Genomic DNA, 14,486 nt, shown 5'->3' with positions numbered 1-14,486 from the left:
GAACCGGTTATAGCTCCAAAATGCTGCCGTCCTCGTCGTCGTCGCTTTCGCCTTCGTCAGATCCACTCTCGTTTTCATCGTCGCCTTCGGGCGGGGCGCCCGAAACGTCTTCCATGAGCGAGACGATGTTCGATTCCTCTTCGTCTCGGAGTTCGTTCGGATACACGCCGATGGTCAGGATAAGGTCCTCGTCCGTTTCGACCGCTTCGCTGATGTGGATCGAGACTTCGACGCTCGAGCCGTCGTAGCTCGATTCGGCCGTGAATCTGGACTGGGTCGTTTCTTGATCGAGAATCGTCACGGTGTCGTCCGATTCGTGGGTAACGTCGTCCATGCCGTCGTAGTTACCTTCGATCTCTTCGATTAACTCTTCGGCCGACATCTCTTCGACTGGGTTGAACTGCTGGCCGAGGACGCTGGCCTGGGGCGTCGAAACGACGAGGAAGACGCCGCCGTCGTCCAGCGTGAGGGGCCCGACCGACACCGGCTTCTCGTGTTCGGTGATGTAGTTGGTTACGGAGACGTCTTCCGAGAACAACAGGAGGTCGACCGACTCCTCAACGGTGTCTTCGACGACCGCACTCTGTTCGTATCCGGTCTCTTCGCGTGCGACTTCGTCGACGCTCGCGGGCGACGCTTCGTGTTCGTCCATCCCGATCGTCCCGAGACAACCGGCGACGCTCGATATCCCGAGGACGGCCGCGCCGGCGAGCAGGCTTCGACGATTCATACGTGAGAATTACTGTCCGGTTTATAAGTGTTTGTTGGATACGTGAGGGACTGTCGCCGGCCTAACAGCTCTTCGATCGACGTCTACGCCCGCTGTGGATCGTGGGGACGTCCCAGACTCCAGCCCGTCTACGAGATTTTAAGGCCGCTTCCGGTCAACGGGACGACGATATCGTCATCGTCTCCGAGTATCCCCAATTCGCGGTATCGAGAAACTGCTGCCGGCGCGATCGCGCTGGTCGGTTCGACGTAGAAACCGCTCCGGTGTAGTCGGTCCAGCGCGGTTTCGATCGGCCCGTCCTCGATTGCGATCGCATCCCCATCGCTCGCCTCGATCGCCTCGAGGAGTTCCGCTTCGCGGGCCGGTTCGGCGATCTGAATGCCGTCGGCGACCGTCGTCTGTGTTTCGCCGTCTTCGTCCGACGCTCTCGCGTCAGTTTCCCCCTCGAGTCGTCGAACGATCGGCGCGTGGCTCGTCGCCTGGACACCGAGCAGTCGCGGACAGTCGTCGGTGATCCCCGCTTTCTCGAGGCGGGTAAACCCCCGGTAGGTCCCGAGAAAGAGCGTTCCGTGGCCGATCGGTAGGACGACGGCGTCCGGCACGTCCCACCCGCGCTGGGCCGCGAGCTCGAACGCGAACGTCATCGTCCCCGCGTAAAACGCCGGGTTCCACGCGTGACTCGCGTACCATCCCGCTCCCCCGTCCTCCACGGCGTCGATGCAAGCGTCGGTCACGTCTTTTCGCGTCCCCTCGACCTGCACGGGTCGGGCGCCGACGCGTTCGATGGCCCGCAGTTTGGAGCGTTTGACGTCCGACGGAACGTAGATGTCCGCCTCGAGGCCGGCGCGAGCAGCGTAGGTAGCGATCGCGGCACCCGCGTTCCCCGACGAATCTTCGATCACTTTCTCGACGCCGAGGCCGGCCGCTCGAGAGAGCGTCGTCGTCGCGCCGCGATCCTTGAACGATCCCGTCGGGAAGACGTACTCGAGTTTGAACGAGGCGTCCCACTGCGGTGTCTCGACCAGCGGCGTGAATCCTTCGTGAAGCGAGACGCGTTTGTCGATCGGAAGCAAGTCGGCGAACGCCCAGAGCCCGTCGTTCGACGTCTCGACGTCCAACTCCGGCCGCGCGTTCACGGTCTCTGCGAGCGGTGCGTCTTCGATAAACTCGAGTGCGCGCCCACAGGAACAGCGCCAGGGCTCGTCGGGACCCGCTTCGCAAACGGTGTTACAGTCCGGACAAACGAGATCCGCCGGCATATCAGTAGGAGTCGACGTCGGTTCCGACCGAGCAGACGTACTCTCCGGTCGCGACCTGCGGGAGTCGTCGCGTCCGCCAGAGGACGCCGTCACTGTCTGCCGTAACCTCCGCTTTCGTCTCGCCGAAGACGCTCGTTACTTCGAACAGGGTCTCGCCGGATCGAACCTGCTGGCCGAGTTCCTTTTGAATCCTGACAAGTCCGCCGACGGGCGAGCCGTATTGCTCGAAGCTGCTCGCGCGAATTTGTCGATTGAGATCGTGGCCCGTCGTGAGGAAGTCGTAGTACCGGAGCACGTTGAAGACGCCTTCAACACCTTTCTGAATACTACTCTCGTCCCAACCAACGCAGCCGCCGAGTTCCGGATCGACGGTCGGAATCCCCTTGTCGGGTGCCGCCCGTGCGAGTTGTCCCTCCGGTCCTTTCTGGTCGAGCACGTAGCCACAGCCGAACGCCTTCGCGAGCTCGAGACAATCCTCGTGCATGCGGTGGCGCTTTCCACAGCGAACCCGAACCTCGTCGATCATCCGACTCGTCGACCCCTGGTGGAGGTCGAGGATCAGATCGGCGGTCTGTGCCACGTCGAAGACGGTGTGGGCGATCCGCTCGCTCGAGGTGCCGTTTTCCGAGCCGGGAAAGGCTCGATTCATCTTGGTATCGTCGATCGGATTTCGATGTTCGGCGACCTGAAACGCGTGATAGTTGACGATCCCGACGATGAGAATCGTTCCCGAAATTTCGGCGGGATCGAGCCGAGGAACGACTCGCGTGAGCACCCCGACACCGTTCAATTCGTCACCGTCGCTCGCCGCCTGCATGTACAGCGTTTTCCCGGGTTTCGCGCCGTTTACCACGGCGACGGGTAATCCGAACGGGCTGCCGTCTCTCGTCTCCCCGACCTCGAGACGGCCCGTGTCGATCTCGCCGGGCCCCGCGCTTGCGGTTCCGAGCGTCGTCGTCATATCACCGACGACGAGAGCGCTCGCCTTTACTGGTTCGGTCTTCTGGTCCCCGATCGCGCATTCCTCCGATCGCTGTCCGCTGGGAATCGATATCTGCTCTCTCAAAGACCCATCCGTTGGGCTCTCATGCGGACTGCTGTAATTCATTGTCGGCACAACCGCGTCCCTTCCTGCGGTTGCAACGGTTGACTCGCTTCGCTCCTCCGCCGAGGCTCGTCTCACACGGCTCGACTCACCACCGGTAAATCGTTTCAGCAGACTGTATCAAATCAGCAGACCGTATCAAATACTCTCTCCTCGAGGAGACCTGTGTCTCCAGCGTCGTGGGTTCGCGAAAAATCTCCCTTCCGCTACGATATCGACGGAAGCGCCCTCAGCAAGAGTCTATCGGAACGTTCGGTCGCCGAATTCGTCGTCCGCTGCATCGTCGTCGCTGCTACCGGAGAGACGGGGCGTGAAGCCGCCGGTGAGGATGACCGCGACGACGATCAGCGTCGAGGAGAGAACCACGTAATCGTCGCCGGGATTGTACCCCGCGAGGTCCGATCCCGTCGAAACGACGAAGATCGTGATGAAAAAGACGACCGTTGCGAGCAGCACCATGACGGCGATTCCGATGACGATCATCAACAGCGACGAGAGATACTTGACGAGTGACATACTCGCGATTCACAGTAGGCGTATGTAGTGATTTCGTCTTCGAACACGATGGCGCGGGCTGACGACCTCGCGATGAGGCGTCGCTTCCTCGGGCAGAGCCGGGCAAACTTGGGGCAACTCGAGCAGATTCGACCGAGTTTGTCCTCGTGTCTCGAAAATGATCGTACTGAGTACGCGGCGATGACTCCATCACTGAGAAAAAATTCACGGATTCAAAAAATCCCTTGTCCCACAGCGAAGACTTCGTTAGTGGATAGAAAATCTTAATATGCGAAAGTAGCAATACCCCGATGATGACTAGGTCTAACCAAGACTGGTGGCCGGAGAAGTTGAATCTGAAGCTCCTCGACCAGAACGCTCGTGACGACGACCCGATGGGCGAGGACTTCGATTACGCCGAGGAGTTCGAAAAACTCGACCTCGACGAAGTGAAGGCGGACATCGAAGACGTGCTGACGACGTCTCAGGAGTGGTGGCCGGCGGATTACGGACACTACGGGCCGTTGATGATCCGAATGGCCTGGCACAGCGCGGGCACCTACCGTACCACCGACGGCCGCGGCGGTGCCTCCGGCGGCCGACAGCGCTTTGCGCCCCTCAACAGCTGGCCGGACAACGTCAACCTCGACAAGGCGCGTCGTCTGCTCTGGCCCGTCAAGCAAAAGTACGGCCGCAAACTCTCGTGGGCCGACCTGATCGTCCTGACCGGGAACGTCGCCCTCGAGTCGATGGGATTCGAGACGTACGGCTTCGCCGGCGGACGCGAAGACGCCTACGCTCCAGACGAGGCCGTCTACTGGGGGCCAGAGGACGAGTGGCTCGGATCCGAGCGCCACGACGAAGAGGGCAACCTCGAGGGGCCACTCGGGGCCGACCACATGGGCCTGATCTACGTGAACCCGGAGGGGCCGAACGGCGACCCCGACCCGGAGAAGGCTGCGGACTACATCCGACAGACGTTCGATCGCATGGCGATGAACGACGAGGAAACGGTCGCGCTCATCGCTGGCGGACACACGTTCGGGAAAACTCATGGCGCTGCCCCCGACGATAATCTCGGTGCACAGCCCGAAGAGGCCCCCATCGATCTGCAGGGTCTCGGCTGGGACAACGAACACGGGACCGGCAAAGGGAACGACACCATCACCAGCGGCCTCGAGGGCGCGTGGACCGACGCGCCGATCTCGTGGGACAGCGGCTTCCTCGACAACCTGTTCGAGTACGAGTGGGAACTCGAGCAGAGCCCCGCCGGAGCCTACCAGTGGCGTCCTGCGGACGAGTCGGCCGACGACGACGTGCCGGACGCGCACGATCCGTCGGCATCGCACCCGCCGATGATGCTCACGACGGACCTCGCGCTGAAGGAGGATCCGGACTACCGGGAGATCTCACAGCGGTTCCGGGAGGATCCGGCGGCGTTCCAGGAAGCCTTCGCGAAGGCGTGGTACAAGCTGATCCACCGCGATATGGGTCCGCCGATCCGGTTCCTCGGTCCCGAGGTTCCGGACGAGGAGATGTTGTGGCAGGATCCCCTCCCCGATGTCGACCACGACCTGATCGGGGACGAAGAGGTCGCCGAGTTGAAGGAGACGATCCTCGGCACGGATCTATCCACCTCCCAGCTGGTCAAGACCGCCTGGGCGGCGGCCTCGACCTACCGCGACAGCGACAAGCGCGGCGGCGCGAACGGGGCCCGTATTCGCCTCGAGCCACAGCGAAACTGGGACGTGAACGATCCGGAGGAACTCGAAACGGTACTGGAGGCCCTCGAAGAGATCCAGGAGGAGTTCAACGGTTCGCGCTCCGACGGGACGCGAGTCTCGCTTGCGGACCTGATCGTGCTGGGCGGCGCGGCGGCTGTCGAGGATGCGGCAGCGGACGCCGGCTACGACGTGGCTGTTCCGTTCGAACCCGGCCGAACCGACGCCTCGCAGGCACAGACCGACGTCGAGTCCTTCGAGGCGCTCAAACCCGAGGCGGACGGATTCCGCAACTACCGCAGTGACGAGGCCGATCGTCCGACGGAAGAACTGCTGGTGGACAAGGCGGAACTCCTGAATCTGACGCCCGACGAGACGACGGTTCTGGTCGGCGGCATGCGCGCGCTGGACGCGAACTATCAGAACTCGGACCTCGGCGTCTTCACCGATCAGCCCGAGACGCTGACCAACGATTTCTTCGCGAACCTGCTCGACAACGACACGGAGGTAGAAGCGGCATCCGAATCCGAAGAGATCTTCGAGGTTCGCGACCGCGAAACGGGCGACGTGAAGTGGAAGGCGAGTCGCGTGGACCTCGTTTTCGGTTCGAACTCCCGACTTCGAGCCATCGCGGAAGTCTACGGAACCGACGACGCCGAGGAGAAGTTCGTACACGACTTCGTCGACGCGTGGGACAAAGTGATGAAGCTCGATCGGTTCGACCTCGAGTAATCGCTCTCGAGCGCTTCGATTCGGTGAGCGCGGACGACGTTCCGGCCGAGTGTAGCCCCAGTCTACCATTCGGTTTCGCAACGTTGGGTTTCCCAACCCTGTCGTGACGACGTATCGAACGATGTGACACCTTTGTTTTCGGGACGCCTGTGATCGTTCCGGCTGCTCTCTTACACCGCAGTTGGCGGTCGATATTTAGGTCCCAGCCCGCCTAGGAACAGGTATGGTTACCACACTCTCGGCGGAGCGACTCGCGGAGCTACAGGACGACGACGAGTCGTACGCGCTCGTCGATACGCGCCCCGAGGAGAGCTTCGAGTCGTGGCACGTCGCCGACGCGATCAACTTTCCCTTTGGGCCCGAGGAGGAACTCGACGGCCGCCTCGAGGACCTCGAGAGTCTTCTCGACGGCACCGACCGAGTCCTCACCATCTGTGCGAAAGGGATTTCGTCGGCCAATCTCGCGACGAAACTCGAGTCGGCGACCGACGAGTACGATGTCGCCGCCATCGAGGGCGGGATGAAAGGCTGGAGTCGGGTCTACGACCGGGCGGAGATCAACGTCGGCGACTCCGTCTCCCTCCTCCAGATTCAGCGACGGGCGAAGGGGTGTCTCTCCTACGTCGTCGGCTGCCCAGAGACGGGCGAGGCGCTCGTCGTCGATCCCACGGCAGACACCGACGAGTTTGCGGTCGCCGCCGAAGAAGCCGGACTCTCGGTCGTGGGCGTCCTCGATACGCACGTCCACGCCGACCACGTCTCGGGCGGACGGGAGCTCGCGGACAGGCTCGAGGTCCCCTACTATCTCGGCGAGCGGGCGGCCGAACGCGGCGTCGAAGTCTCCTACACGCCCCTCGAGCGAAACGAGGTGCTCGAGGTCGGGACGCTCGAGTTAAAGGCCCTCGAGACGCCGGGTCACACCAGCGAGATGATTTCGGTGCTGATCGACGACCGGGCGCTGCTGACCGCCGACACGCTCCACGTCGATTCGACGGGGCGAACGGAACTCGAGTTCAACGAGGACGAAGGCGAGAGGGGAGCGCGGATGCTCTACGAAACGCTCCACCGAACGGTGCTCGCCGAACCCGAGTCGATCGTCGTCTGTCCGGGCCACGTCACCGTCACCGCCGACGGCGAGTTCGCCCACGGCGCACCCGGAGAAGCGATATCGACGACGATCCGAGAAGCCCGAACCGGGATCGATATTCTCGAACTCGAGGAAGAGGAGTTCGTCGAGCGGATGGCCGACGCCGGCGAAAAGCCCTCGAACTACGAGGAGATCATCGACCGAAACCGCGGCACGCTCGGGGAGAAACTGGATTCGGAGGACCGGGTCGAACTCGAGTTGGGGCCGAACAACTGCTCGGCCTAACGGTGGAGGTGTCACTTTGAAGGAGACGGTACGTACAGGCGGAGACGTTACCGCTTGCATCCGCGAGCGAACGGGTGCGCGGCGCAACGCGCCGCGAGTAGGCGAACGGGATACCGTGAGCCAAGTGAGCGAGCGGGCCGACGACCGACCTGTAGGGGAGGGAGGAGTGCTTTTCATCGAAGTTTTGCCGAGGGCGCGACGGAGTCGCGCCCGCAGAGCAAAAGTTCGGTATGCACGTGTACTTACCGACTGTACGTCTCTAATCGAACGATCGAGCCGTTCTCGAGTTCGAAAAAGTCGGCGAACTCGAATAACTCAGTCTCGCCCTCGAGCACCCGCCCTCGAACGGCGACCCGGTCACCTTCATCCCCGACGACAACAGCGTCGAGTTCGTGGCTCGTGTCGGGATTCGGCCGTCCTTCTCGCATGAACTCGACGAACGCCTCGCGGCCGTCGAAGGTCCGATCCGGCCGCCGCTGGACGAACGCCGGATCCAGGAATCCCTCGAGCGTCTCGTACTCGTGGTCGTCGAGCGCGTCGTAGTACCGTCTTACGAGGGCTTCGCCGTCCATATCTGAACGGGTTCGCTCTCACGGGTGAAAAGTGCAAGCGTCTTGGAGGGACAGACATCTCGAAAGTCGTTCGGAAACCGATCAATGTCCGGACAAAAACCTCGTTCAGGGAACGGTTTTCACCTATGCCGTGGTGGGAACTCGCATGGCTACCGATTCCGACGACCTGTACGAAGTCTCCTCGCTCGAGACGCTCGAGGAGGAGGGCCGAACGCTCGTTTCCCGCGGCGGGACGGCGCTCGCCGTCTTCGCCCACGAGGGCGAGATACGCGCGGTCGACAACCGCTGTCCGCACATGGGATTTCCGCTCGCGGAGGGCACTGTCGAGGACGGCATCCTCACTTGTCACTGGCACCACGCGCGGTTCGAACTCTCCTGTGGCGACACGTTCGATCCGTGGGCCGACGACGTCCAAACGTATCCGGTCGAGGTTCGGGACGGGACGGTCTACGTCGATCCCACGCCGGAGCGAGAAAAACCGCCCGCGGAACACTGGGCTGACCGCCTCGAGACGGGACTCGAGGAGAACCTCCGGCTCGTCATCGCCAAATCGACGATCGGGTTGGTCGACGTGGGCGTCGACTATCGTTCGCCCGTGGAAACGACGCTTGACTTCGGCACCCACTATCGCGAGTCCGGGTGGAGCTCCGGGTTGACTATTCTCGGTTGCATGGCGAACGTGATGGACGACCTCGAGGCCGACGATCGAAAGCGGGCGCTGTACACCGGCGCTCGTCACGTCGCGAGCGATTGCGACGGCGAGGCGCCGACCGTTTCCCAGCCCGCGTTCTCGACGACCGACGTCTCCCTCGAGCGGCTGAAATCCTGGTTCCGCGAGTGCATCGAAGTCCGGGACGCCGACGGGGCGGAGCGCTGTCTTCGCACGGCGATCCAGGCCGACTACTCGGAGGCCGAGGTCGCAGAACTGATCTTCGCGGCCATGACGGACCATCCCTACCTCTCGACCGGCCACGTCCTCGATTTCGCAAACAAGGCCTTCGAGACCCTCGAACACGTCGGCTGGGAACACGCTCCGACGACGCTCGCGAGCCTGGTCGAACCACTCGCGACGGCCTCCCGAAGCGACGAGCGGTCCTCGTGGCGACAGCCGGTCGACCTCGTGGCGCTTCTCGAGGATGTCTACGGCGGCGACGTGACGGAAACGAGCGGCCTCGAGCGACTTCTCGAGGAGGGCGAGGATGCGACGGCCGGTCGCGACGGCGGCGACTGGCAACCGCCTTCGGACTTCCAGGAAATCTTGCTCTCCGACGATCCGGAGGCGATCGTCTCGAGCCTTGCCGACGCGATTCGCGCAGGCGCAGGTACCGAGGCGCTCGCACGGGAGACGGCCCAGGCGGCCGCGACTCGAGTCGCCCAGTTCGGCACGGCGAACGAGTTTTCGGACTGGAACACCGTCCACCACACCGTTACTTACGCGAACGCCGTCCACCAGTCGACGCGCCGGACCGACGCGATCGAACTCTATCGGGGCGTCTTCGACGTCGCTCTCAACGTCTACCTCGATCGCTTCCTTAACACGCCGCCCTCACCCGTTCCGTCACCCGCCGATAACGAGACGGGCCGCGATCCGGACGACATTCTTGAGGAGCTCTTCGAGACGTTCGACGCCGAAGGCGAGGTGAACCGCGCGGGTCGTCTCGTCGCCGAGTTCGTCGGGTGCGACGGCGACGTGGCTGACCTGAAACGGACGCTGGGCCATGCCCTCTTGCGCGAAGACGCCGGATTTCACACGCTCCAGAACCTCGAGGTCGCGTTTCGGCAGTTCGAATTGGCTCGAGAACGGAACGGAGACGGGGACGGCGACGAGGTCCGGCAGTGGGTTCCACTGATCGCGACGGCTCGATATTTGGCCGCGCACTTTCCGACCCGTCGAGAGGCCGAACAGACGTTTACCATCGCCGCGCGACTGAACCGCGGCGAGGCGATCCACGAGGCGTAGCCGCTCCGATGTGAGACAGTCCGATCGTTCCGATAGTTGTCCGCGAGACTTGGCGAATTCAGGCACGCTCCTTATCCAACACCCGGGATAATCCGAGCTCGATGGCCGACCGAAACCTCGTAATTATCCTCGTAACCGCCACCGTCTTCGTGGGGCTGGTGGCGGGATGGGTAGCCGGAGCCTTCGGAGAGGGAATGGTCGGCGGCACGGAAACCTTCGGCTTCGCCGCCGGCGCGTTCCTCCTCGTCGTCGTTCTCACCTTCGCCTGGTTCATCGTCACGGACAGCTTCGGCGAAACGGACTGACTCGAGTCACACGCCTTTTCTCCCACCCCGTCGAAAGCCGAGTGTGGAGTGTCACGTCTACTACGAAGGTGACGACGACCCGAAGAAGTGCACCGCTCGTCGCCTCGAGAAGTTCGACCGAGCGATCCTCCATCGGTCGATGCGACAGGTTCCTTACGGGGTCGTTCTCAACCCCCACGCCGAGCAGGCGCTTTCGCCCGCGGACGCCGACGACGGGCTCGGGACCCTCGTCGCGCTGGACTGCTCGTGGGAGTCCGCCGAGGAAGCGTCGTTCTCGATGAAGGGAGTTCACCGCGCGCTCCCGTTTCTCGTCGCCGCCAACCCCATAAACTACGGCAACCCGTTCCAGTTGACGACGGTCGAAGCGCTCGCCGGGGCGCTCCGCATCTTCGGTGAGGACGAAGCGGCCGAGGACCTCCTCGAGCCGTTTCGGTGGGGGGAAACGTTCCTGACGCTCAACGAAGAGCCACTCGATCGGTACGCCGAGTGTGCGGACTCGAGCGACATTGTCGCCGTGCAGGACGATTATCTAGCCGACGAGTGAGCGGTCAATCGCAATCACGCCGCCGGCTCGACCGAAAACTCCGTGCGACGAAACTCCGCGGGAACTCCTGTGAGTCCGGACCGCAGGCATTATATGCGCCACCGGACAACCGATCTGTATGGCCAGTTTCGACGCTGCGGAAAAACGAATGCTCGAGAAGATGATCTGCATGCGCTGTAACGCTCGCAACTCGAAGGAAGCGAACCGCTGTCGCAAGTGCGGATACAAGAAGCTTCGACCGAAAGCGAAGGAAGCCCGCGCGACATAGTCAAACGGTTCGATTTTCGTCCGATCAACAGATTCTCGAGCGGCGGTATCGCGGTTTCGATTTCCGAAATCAGCTCCCGAGCGGCGGCGCTATTCGTCCGGATACTTCGGCTCGCGTTTTTCGGCTCGCCCGAGCGCCGTCTCGACCACGTCCGTGACGTCGCCGTGGAAGACGCCGCCGTGTCCCGCGTACATGTGTTCGACCGAATCGGGCAGTCGCGAGAGCAGTTCCTCGAGGCTCTCGATGAGCGTCTCGCGAGACTGTCCGGCCATGTCGGTTCTGCCGAAGCTCCCGTAGTCGAACGCGCCGTCGTCGTGGACGACGACATCGCCGGAAAACAGCGTCGTGTCGGAGACGAACGAGACGTGGTCGTCGGCGTGACCGGGCGTGTGAACGACTTCGAAGGACTCGTCGCCGATCCGGACGGTATCGCCGTCGTCGATCCCGTGCGTTCGTAGCGAGTGGTCCCCGTACGCGTACACGTCTGGATCGAACTCTTCACAGACGGCCTCGAGCTGGGCGACGTGATCGCCGTGCTGGTGGGTCAGGACGATACTGTCGACCGGTTCGCCGTCGAGATGCGTTCGAATCTCTTCGACGACGCCGTCCCACGCGCCGGCGTCTATAAGTGTCGTCTCATCGCCACGAACGAGAAACGCGTTGCAGGTGAACGTCTCGGCATCCTCGGTGACGTGATGAACCTCCATGGACGGGTTCTCGGCATCTGGCGATATAATACTGGCGTCGATACTCTCGAAATCTGACACACTCAATCACCCATGGAACTTTTGATGCCCCGGGACGTATAGACTACTGTATGGGATTCGGAAGCTACGACGAATCCGAACAGCAAGAGGTTGACGCAGATTTTGACGATGATGACGCGGTAGAATCCGAACAGAGCCACCACGACGGCACACTCGAGTTCGAAAACGGTGCCTCGAGCGACGAACTGCTCGACCGCCTCGAGGAGATCAAGGACGAAGACGACTCCTGATGAAAGCCGGGGTGCGGGCGCTGGGTATCGCCGACTCGGCCACCGGTGAGCGAAGTACGCTCGCCGGTGCGGTCGTTCGGGCCGATCGGATCGTCGAGGAGTTCGCATTTGCCTCGTGTACGGTCGGCGGAACGGATGCGACCGACGCGATCATTTCGCTCGTCGACGGGTTCGATCGGCCGGACGTCGACGACGTAATACTTGGTGCCGTCGCCCCCGCATGGTTCAACATCGTCAACCTCTCACGTATCGCGAGAACAACTAATCGATCGGTTATCGCGGCGACGTTCGAAGATAGCGACGGCCTCGAAGACGACCTCAGGGACGCTTTTTCCGGTGACCACCTCCAACAGCGCCTCGAGACGTATCGCTCGCTCCCGCCGCGGCGGACGGTGTCGGTCAACGACGAAACGGTGTACGTGCGTACAGTCGGGGTCGAGCACTCGAGGGCGGCGGAACTCGTACGCGCGTTCACGCCCGACGGCGGTCGACCCGAGCCGATCCGCGTTGCTCGAGCGGCGGCGCGTGCGGGTCACGAGTATCGATTTGGCGACCGGTAGCGGCCGTGCTGGTTTGTCGATCGAGAGCAATCTGCGGATTTGGTGACCGAGGGCGATTTCCTCCTCCGGGTTGAGACGGACACTCCGGCGGCGACCACGCAACTGCGACCCGAAACACGTAGTACCGGGGCGGCCAAGCGACGACCATGGACGAGGAGATGGACGGACTCGAGGTAACTGCCTGTGAACGATGCCCGAAGCTGGTTGATTCGCGGAGTCAGATCGTCAACGGAACGGGCCCCGAAGACGCCGATATCCTGTTCGTCGGCGAAGGACCGGGAGCGAACGAGGACGAACAAGGCGAGCCGTTCGTCGGCCGAAGCGGCTCGGTGCTGGACGATACGTTGCTCGTGGTCGGCCTCGAGCGCGAAGACGTTCGAATCACCAACTGCGTTCGGTGTCGGCCACCCGAGAACCGCGACCCGACGAAATCGGAACTCGAGAACTGTCGCGGCTACCTCGAGTCCGAAATCGACCGGATGGATCCTGACGTGATCGTCACGCTCGGAAAGGTCCCGAGCGAACATTTGCTCGGTCGGTCAGTTTCGGTGACTTCGGAGGCTGGAACCGTCGAGGAGATACGGGTCAACGAGACGGCTCGTCGGGTCGTGCTCTCCGTACATCCTGCGGCGACGCTGTACGATCGAAGTCAGGAGGATACGTTCGAGGAGGCCCTCGAGACGGCCGCGGATCTCGCCGGCGTCGACGGGAGCTCGAGTAACCAACGGCGATTAGACGGTTTTTAATCGCTGTGTGCCAGAAATATTAATGTCCTCATCTTAATTTCTCTATAGTACTCTGTTCGTGACATAGAAAACACTAAATGTGTTCCACCTCAGTAGAAACTATGTCAGAACGTGGCCGAATGGGTGGTAATCGACGCGCCTTCTTAACAAGCACTGGTGTTGCTGCAACCGTTGGACTTGCGGGGTGTATCGGGGATCTCGTCGGCAGTGACGACGATGACGACGTGATCGATATGGTCCTCAATCCGGCGGAGGGCGGCGTCGATATGTCCGAACAGTACGCACAGTTTTTCCAGTACGTAGAGGACGAAGCCGATATTACGGTCGATTACAGCGAGGCCGAAAGCTACACCGCGACGGTTGCCGCCATCGAGAACGAACAGGCCGAACTGGCCGACATTTCGCCGACCGGCGTCGTCGCCGCTCCGGATTCGATGGACATCCTCGGAATGCGCATCCAACACGGTGCCGCAGTGTATTTCTCGACGATCGTGACGACGCCCGACAGTCCGATCGATGAACTCTCGGACATCGAAGAGGACCAGGAAGTTGCCCTCGCCGACCAACTCTCGGTCAGCGGCGGACTCTATCCACTGACAATGCTCCACGACGGCGGGTTGGATGTCGGCGACGCACCCGACGGCTCCCCCAATGATTTCGAGGTCAGTTACTCGGACCACGACACCGCGCTGAACGAGGTCTTCGAACGCGAAGACGTCGTCGCAGCGGGGACCGGTGCGTTCGTTTCGTCCGAGTACCTCACTGAGGATCAGATGTCCGACGATTTCATGGAACACTCCGCCGAAGTCGACAATCTCGACACGGGCGACGAAGAGTTGCAGTTGCTCGCTGTTTCTGACCCGATCCCCCGCGCACCTATCGTCGCACGGTCAAACTGGGACGATCCCGTCGTCGAAGAAATCGAAGAGGCCTTGTTGGAAGCGGAAGAAGAAGACTTAGTTGATGAAGATGCCGAGGATCCGCTCTGGTTCACTGGTGTTGAAGAAGCCACAATCGAGGACTACGAACCGATCGAAGACGCGATGGACGCCCTCGATCTCGAGTTCGAAGACGTGGCTGACGAATAACTCGTTCGTCAGGTCGTCTCTCGATCCAGCAT

General features: G+C 62.1%; 16 protein-coding genes. 10 read left to right on the top strand and 6 right to left on the bottom strand.

Features of this window, described 5'->3' with window-relative positions; translation table 11 throughout:
* Window positions 1–7: 7 nt before the first annotated feature.
* From ACZ5C7_RS05340 to ACZ5C7_RS05325, 4 genes are all read right to left on the bottom strand, one after another.
* The gene (locus ACZ5C7_RS05340) at window positions 8–730 is read right to left on the bottom strand and encodes a DUF6517 family protein (RefSeq protein WP_464375318.1); all 723 of its coding nucleotides are present in this window, start codon (window positions 728–730) and stop codon (window positions 8–10) included.
* Window positions 731–858: 128 nt separating this feature from the next.
* Window positions 859–1,989, bottom strand: a complete 1,131-nt coding sequence (locus ACZ5C7_RS05335) for a pyridoxal-phosphate dependent enzyme (protein ID WP_464375317.1) — start codon at window positions 1,987–1,989, stop codon at window positions 859–861.
* Window position 1,990: 1 nt separating this feature from the next.
* Window positions 1,991–2,950, bottom strand: coding sequence for a succinylglutamate desuccinylase/aspartoacylase family protein (locus tag ACZ5C7_RS05330; RefSeq protein WP_464375316.1), 960 nt, complete (start codon window positions 2,948–2,950; stop codon window positions 1,991–1,993).
* 384 nt (window positions 2,951–3,334) lie between these two features.
* Window positions 3,335–3,610, bottom strand: a complete 276-nt coding sequence (locus tag ACZ5C7_RS05325; protein WP_464375315.1) for a hypothetical protein — start codon at window positions 3,608–3,610, stop codon at window positions 3,335–3,337.
* 293 nt (window positions 3,611–3,903) lie between these two features.
* Between ACZ5C7_RS05325 and katG the strand changes: the two genes are divergently transcribed.
* Both katG and ACZ5C7_RS05315 read left to right on the top strand, forming a co-directional pair.
* Entirely contained in the window at window positions 3,904–6,042 is a 2,139-nt protein-coding gene (gene katG, locus ACZ5C7_RS05320; protein WP_464375314.1) for a catalase/peroxidase HPI, read from the top strand.
* A 223-nt stretch (window positions 6,043–6,265) separates the two neighbouring features.
* Window positions 6,266–7,414, top strand: coding sequence for an MBL fold metallo-hydrolase (locus ACZ5C7_RS05315; protein ID WP_464375313.1), 1,149 nt, complete (start codon window positions 6,266–6,268; stop codon window positions 7,412–7,414).
* Between the two features lie 242 nt (window positions 7,415–7,656).
* Here the strand turns inward: ACZ5C7_RS05315 and ACZ5C7_RS05310 are convergent, their stop codons facing one another.
* Window positions 7,657–7,986: a nuclear transport factor 2 family protein gene (locus ACZ5C7_RS05310; RefSeq protein WP_464375312.1), complete on the bottom strand. Its 330-nt coding sequence runs from the start codon at window positions 7,984–7,986 to the stop codon at window positions 7,657–7,659.
* A 145-nt stretch (window positions 7,987–8,131) separates the two neighbouring features.
* On the opposite strand from ACZ5C7_RS05310, the gene ACZ5C7_RS05305 reads away from it, so the two are divergent.
* From ACZ5C7_RS05305 to ACZ5C7_RS05290, 4 genes are all read left to right on the top strand, one after another.
* The gene (locus tag ACZ5C7_RS05305) at window positions 8,132–9,946 is read left to right on the top strand and encodes a Rieske (2Fe-2S) protein (protein ID WP_464375311.1); all 1,815 of its coding nucleotides are present in this window, start codon (window positions 8,132–8,134) and stop codon (window positions 9,944–9,946) included.
* Window positions 9,947–10,047: 101 nt separating this feature from the next.
* Entirely contained in the window at window positions 10,048–10,251 is a 204-nt protein-coding gene (locus ACZ5C7_RS05300) for a hypothetical protein (RefSeq protein WP_464375310.1), read from the top strand.
* A gap of 43 nt (window positions 10,252–10,294) precedes the next feature.
* Window positions 10,295–10,795: a DUF367 family protein gene (locus ACZ5C7_RS05295; protein WP_464375309.1), complete on the top strand. Its 501-nt coding sequence runs from the start codon at window positions 10,295–10,297 to the stop codon at window positions 10,793–10,795.
* A gap of 118 nt (window positions 10,796–10,913) precedes the next feature.
* Complete coding sequence (locus tag ACZ5C7_RS05290) at window positions 10,914–11,063, top strand: 50S ribosomal protein L40e (protein ID WP_464375308.1); 150 nt, start codon at window positions 10,914–10,916, stop codon at window positions 11,061–11,063.
* A gap of 89 nt (window positions 11,064–11,152) precedes the next feature.
* Here ACZ5C7_RS05290 and ACZ5C7_RS05285 read toward each other — a convergent pair whose 3' ends face one another.
* Window positions 11,153–11,770, bottom strand: a complete 618-nt coding sequence (locus ACZ5C7_RS05285; protein WP_464375307.1) for an MBL fold metallo-hydrolase — start codon at window positions 11,768–11,770, stop codon at window positions 11,153–11,155.
* 110 nt (window positions 11,771–11,880) lie between these two features.
* Between ACZ5C7_RS05285 and ACZ5C7_RS05280 the strand changes: the two genes are divergently transcribed.
* From ACZ5C7_RS05280 to ACZ5C7_RS05265, 4 genes are all read left to right on the top strand, one after another.
* A complete protein-coding gene (locus ACZ5C7_RS05280) occupies window positions 11,881–12,060 on the top strand; it encodes a DUF5786 family protein (protein ID WP_283836013.1) in 180 nt (59 codons plus the stop codon).
* A complete protein-coding gene (locus ACZ5C7_RS05275; RefSeq protein WP_464375306.1) occupies window positions 12,060–12,620 on the top strand; it encodes an endonuclease dU in 561 nt (186 codons plus the stop codon). Before ACZ5C7_RS05280 ends, ACZ5C7_RS05275 begins: the two co-directional genes overlap by 1 nt.
* A gap of 146 nt (window positions 12,621–12,766) precedes the next feature.
* Window positions 12,767–13,366 carry a uracil-DNA glycosylase gene (locus tag ACZ5C7_RS05270; RefSeq protein WP_464375305.1) on the top strand — a complete coding sequence of 200 codons (600 nt, stop codon included), beginning with the start codon at window positions 12,767–12,769 and terminating at the stop codon, window positions 13,364–13,366.
* Between the two features lie 101 nt (window positions 13,367–13,467).
* Window positions 13,468–14,454 carry a PhnD/SsuA/transferrin family substrate-binding protein gene (locus ACZ5C7_RS05265; protein WP_464375304.1) on the top strand — a complete coding sequence of 329 codons (987 nt, stop codon included), beginning with the start codon at window positions 13,468–13,470 and terminating at the stop codon, window positions 14,452–14,454.
* The last annotated feature ends 32 nt before the right edge of the window (window positions 14,455–14,486 follow it).

The organism is Halostagnicola alkaliphila, from assembly GCF_055379965.1.
The sequence above is the reverse complement of the archived record's forward strand: the minus strand, read 5'-3'. Positions and strand labels throughout refer to the sequence as shown.

Bases quoted from the DNA above. Each gene is read 5' to 3' on its own strand.
- ACZ5C7_RS05330 (WP_464375316.1), bottom strand. From the start codon at position 2,950: ATGACGACGACGCTCGGAACCGCAAGCGCGGGGCCCGGCGAGATCGAC.
- ACZ5C7_RS05340 (WP_464375318.1), bottom strand. From the start codon at position 730: ATGAATCGTCGAAGCCTGCTCGCCGGCGCGGCCGTCCTCGGGATATCG.
- ACZ5C7_RS05285 (WP_464375307.1), bottom strand. From the start codon at position 11,770: ATGGAGGTTCATCACGTCACCGAGGATGCCGAGACGTTCACCTGCAAC.
- ACZ5C7_RS05335 (WP_464375317.1), bottom strand. From the start codon at position 1,989: ATGCCGGCGGATCTCGTTTGTCCGGACTGTAACACCGTTTGCGAAGCG.
- ACZ5C7_RS05300 (WP_464375310.1), top strand. From the start codon at position 10,048: ATGGCCGACCGAAACCTCGTAATTATCCTCGTAACCGCCACCGTCTTC.
- ACZ5C7_RS05315 (WP_464375313.1), top strand. From the start codon at position 6,266: ATGGTTACCACACTCTCGGCGGAGCGACTCGCGGAGCTACAGGACGAC.
- ACZ5C7_RS05310 (WP_464375312.1), bottom strand. From the start codon at position 7,986: ATGGACGGCGAAGCCCTCGTAAGACGGTACTACGACGCGCTCGACGAC.
- ACZ5C7_RS05305 (WP_464375311.1), top strand. From the start codon at position 8,132: ATGGCTACCGATTCCGACGACCTGTACGAAGTCTCCTCGCTCGAGACG.
- katG (WP_464375314.1), top strand. From the start codon at position 3,904: ATGACTAGGTCTAACCAAGACTGGTGGCCGGAGAAGTTGAATCTGAAG.
- ACZ5C7_RS05280 (WP_283836013.1), top strand. From the start codon at position 11,881: ATGGGATTCGGAAGCTACGACGAATCCGAACAGCAAGAGGTTGACGCA.
- ACZ5C7_RS05325 (WP_464375315.1), bottom strand. From the start codon at position 3,610: ATGTCACTCGTCAAGTATCTCTCGTCGCTGTTGATGATCGTCATCGGA.
- ACZ5C7_RS05265 (WP_464375304.1), top strand. From the start codon at position 13,468: ATGTCAGAACGTGGCCGAATGGGTGGTAATCGACGCGCCTTCTTAACA.
- ACZ5C7_RS05290 (WP_464375308.1), top strand. From the start codon at position 10,914: ATGGCCAGTTTCGACGCTGCGGAAAAACGAATGCTCGAGAAGATGATC.
- ACZ5C7_RS05270 (WP_464375305.1), top strand. From the start codon at position 12,767: ATGGACGAGGAGATGGACGGACTCGAGGTAACTGCCTGTGAACGATGC.
- ACZ5C7_RS05275 (WP_464375306.1), top strand. From the start codon at position 12,060: ATGAAAGCCGGGGTGCGGGCGCTGGGTATCGCCGACTCGGCCACCGGT.